General features: G+C 43.7%; 2 protein-coding genes. Both read left to right on the top strand.

Going from position 1 to position 2,979, the window contains the following annotated elements; genetic code table 11:
• Positions 1-1,162 (top strand): hypothetical protein (locus KDK18_RS14230; RefSeq protein WP_257255594.1); only part of this gene is annotated, 1,162 nt, incomplete at its 5' end.
• A 473-nt stretch (positions 1,163-1,635) separates the two neighbouring features.
• Complete coding sequence (locus KDK18_RS14225; protein ID WP_257255593.1) at positions 1,636-2,742, top strand: hypothetical protein; 1,107 nt, start codon at positions 1,636-1,638, stop codon at positions 2,740-2,742.
• Positions 2,743-2,979: the final 237 nt, after the last annotated feature.

The raw sequence follows: 2,979 nt of genomic DNA, 5'->3' as shown, positions 1-2,979 counted from the left end.
TTACTCAGGCGTATCGAAAGAAGAACAATTTAACTTATTGAGCCACCACAATAATGCATCACTGGTTGAAGATAGTCTGAAACTGGTCAGCAGGAGCTCGGGGCTGGCGGTTTCCACTGTGGTCCATTATGGAGTCTGGTACAGTATCTGCAAATCAACCAAGTTGTTGTCTGACCTTGCGAGACGGTTTAGCTCTATCAACACAGAGAAAAACAACTTGCAAGAGGTCAAATCATCTTTTTGTAATCAATTGGCAGCCGTTCTGACCTCCACTGAGGTTGCTTTGGCCGGAAAGGTTTCACCCTGGCCCCTTGAGCGGCTCTGGTGGCTACCGCTGCGATTTGCAGGAACAGGATTTGCTGGTTACAGAGCATACACTACTCAGGATCCTTATTTTATACCCATAATGACAATGGCTTACTTTACCCATGAGGTTGTGGCAAGAACCGCAGCCGCTGCTGACACCGTGCAGGCTCTGAAGCATCACGATAGACGCTCAATCCAACCTGAAGATTTTGTCTTCAGTGAATACGCTCTGTTGAAATCAATGGCTGGCTTGATGATCGGGACAATAGTTTATGAAAAGTTGGTCAGCAAAGGCTTTTCACCTGTTGAAGCAAGCTTCGTATATCTCCTTTCTGCTTCATTGTCAAAGTCAATATTAGCAATAGGCTATTTATCAGCATCTAATTCAGAAAGTGCTCATGCCTCAGAGGTAGAAGCAGGAGCAGAAATCTTAGCCGGAGCCTTAGCCGGATCATTAGCTGTAGCTACAGACGGAGCCATCGGAGTCGTAGCGGCCTGGAGCTTAAACCCAGTCTTGTTCATAGCCGCAGTTGGCACTCTGGCCTTCTCTCTACCTGAGGTTGAATCCATATACAGAGTTAAAGACAAAGTCCTGTCCGGAGCTCAGACTGGAGTCGGAGTCGGAATTGGAGTCATGGTAATTTTGATAAAACAAAACTCATACCTGGACTCAAACCGTTTATTGAGAAACGTCGCCATTACCCTGACTCCTGCATTGGCTTTGGCTCTGATCAATGGCCTTTCAAACAATGCTGTTTGTGGTGTCGCACTTGAAGAAAGTTTCACCGAAACAGCCCGTATCCAATGGCAGAAGTTTTATGCTCCTTTGGATTATTTGTACACCTTGTTTAATTGACAAATAGTTGCTTTGAACGCTTCGCGAAGGATCTGAATGACTTAAATGTCAGCTGACGTTTCTCTTTGTTAGAATAACTTGACAAAATCATCCCACCGACTTTTATATCGGCCTGTTTCCAAAAACACCTTTGATCGTTCGAGGCGAAACTTGCTCCTGATTCGGACAGCACAATAGTCAACACCTTCCAATAAGTGGCTTAAACTTCATAGCTGAACTATAAAGTCTTTTATCAACAGTAAAGGGGCAAATGGCAGGGACACTATGAAAGTGCTTGCGTATGCTGATCAGTTGAAACAGTTTACTCCCGACAGGTGAAAATTCGTTGATCATTTTCTCAGATAAAATCAGTATCCGAATTTAGGATATAAATAATGAAAATTTGCGTTAAATCACTAACACTATTCACGTGCTTATTTTTTATAAGCTCATTGGCTCATTCAGGCTTATCGAAAGAAGAACAATTTAACTTATTGAACCACTACAATAACGCATCGTTAGTTGAAGATAGCCTGAAACTGCTCATTAGTAGTTCCAGGCTGGCAGTCTCCACTGTAATCAATTATGGATTCTGGTACGGCATCTGCAGATCACCCGAGGTGGTAACTGCCCTAACGGGTCGCTTTGACCTGCCTCGCACAGAGGAAAGTGAATTACAGGAGGTCAAAGCATCTTTTTGCAACCAACTCGCAGCCGTTATCACCTCCACTGAAGTTGCTTTAACCGGGCACCTATCACTCTGGCCCCTTGAGCTAACCTGGTGGCAGCCACTGCGATTTGCAGGAACAGCATACGTTGGTTATCAAACATACACGAACTGTCCTTTTTATCCTGCCGCCGTTATGACTGCGGCATACTTAAGCCATGAGGAAGTGGCAAGAAACGTAGCCGGAGCCACTACCATCCGAGCTTTAAGGCATAAGGACATAGGCAAAACCCAACCTTTAAATTATGCCCTTAGTGAATATAAAATGTTGTCATCAGTCGCTGGCATTATAGTCGGGGCAATAGTCTATAAAAAGATGCTCAACAGAGGTTTAACTTCTGTGAAAGCAGCCTTTGCTTACATGATATCTGCTTCATTGACGAAGACATTATCAACAATATGCTCTCTTTCATTACCTAATTCAGGCAGTGCTGATAGAGTCGAGAAAGAAGCAGGTGCCATAGCAGCAGCTGGAGCCGGAGCAATAGCCGGATCGGTGGCAGCAGCCGGAACCATAGCTCTTTGGTGGCATGGAGATCTATTCCTGGATACAGCTACACTTAGCACCATTGCCTTTGCCATAGTTATACCTGCACACTATCACATAGACGTAGCCAGAGCCGTAGTCGGAATGACATACGGAGTCGTTTTCTTGCAATTTCTATTGCAACAAAGCCTGGAACTGGACTCAAGGCATTTAATGAGAAACATCGCGATTACTCTGGCTCCTGCATTAGCTCTCGCTTTGTTCAATGGACTTTCAAACCATGCTGTTTATGGTGTCACACTTGAAGAAAGTTTCACAGAAACCACCCGTAACCAGTGGAAGAAGTTTTATGCTCCTTTGGATTATTTGTACACCTTGTTTCATTGATAGTGCTCAATCTTGTAGCGGATGTAATTAAAGAATCAGGTTACTTCTGGCAGGTAAGGTTTGACTGATCATTTGCTAATCAAATCAGTCACCCTGATCAAGAGCATGAATGATGAAAAAAACCGGCAAACTAATTCCTCTATGTTCATGCCTATTATTGATATACTCAGTCGCTCATTCAAGCGTATCGAAAGAAGAACAATTTAACTTATTGAGCCACCACAATAATACATCATT

Source organism: Endozoicomonas sp. SESOKO3, assembly GCF_024606255.1.
Note: the sequence above shows the minus strand (reverse complement) of the source record. Positions and strands in the feature narration are given on the sequence as shown.